The 957-nt window shown below is 48.4% G+C and carries 1 protein-coding gene; it reads right to left on the bottom strand.

Going from position 1 to position 957, the window contains the following annotated elements:
* The coding region (locus Tanf_RS02095; RefSeq protein ID WP_046824737.1) for an IS110 family transposase at positions 1-818 on the bottom strand (818 nt) is incomplete at its 3' end.
* Between the last annotated feature and the right edge of the window lie 139 nt (positions 819-957).

Raw genomic sequence — 957 nt, 5'->3', positions numbered from 1 at the left:
CCTGTTTCCGCAATGATTGCCGTGGCTGCGCGTTCCTTGACACCGGGGATGGTTTGCAGGCGTTCGTATGGTTTGGGGTAATGTTCTTTGCAGAGCCGGACGAGTTCTTGCTGACAGTCCGCCGTCTGTTCTTCGATCAGGTCGAGTGTTTCCTTCAATTGTCTGAGAACAATCAGGTCGGTTTCTGAGAACGAGCCTGTCAGCGCGGCTTTCACCCTCTCACGTCCATGTTTGTTGAGTATGCGTCCATGCACAAGACTGAGGAGTTCATCAGGATCGGTCTGTCCGTCGATTATCGCTTTGAGTACAGACCGATAGCTTTTGCTTTTGGTGGTAGCCACGTAATTGCTGAGCCTAAAACCGCATCTTTGCAAAGCTGCGTCGAGTTTGTTGCTGTTGTAGGTCGTATCTTCGCACAGGTCCATGATACGGCGGTTCAATTTGCGCATATCCTGCACGATGGGCTCGGGAACGAAGCTTCCCTTGATGAGATTTTTCAGAAGACACTCCGCGATCCATCGGGCATCCTTCACGTCACTTTTCCTGCCGGGAAGCTGCTTGATGAAATAGGGATTCACCAATCTGAGTTCCATCGATTCGCAGAGTTCCGTCCATACCGGAACCCAATAGACGGCCGTGCTCTCCATAGCTGCTTCGGTGACACCATGGGCTCTCATGTCATGATGCATCTGACGCAAGTCGGGAGTAAGCACTCCATAAGTATTTTCCCAAATAATGGCCTGGTCATATCCCATAATACAGAGATAAATGCTATCTTTGTGCACATCAAGGCCGGCAACTGTTCGAGTTCTGTTCATAATTATTTTTTTAAATTTTTTTCCTCCAAGATAGTAAAATTGTGGCTAAGAACACGCAGAGGAGGGGACAGAAAACAGAGCGTCGGCCTTGTGTTTTTATCTGCCCGGTGTAAAATCTCGAGGATTTTATCTAAATTTG

The sequence above is a fragment of the Tannerella forsythia genome, from assembly GCF_001006485.1.
In the GTDB taxonomy this organism is placed as follows: domain Bacteria; phylum Bacteroidota; class Bacteroidia; order Bacteroidales; family Tannerellaceae; genus Tannerella; species Tannerella forsythia.
This window is presented reverse-complemented; position numbering and strand designations above follow the sequence as displayed.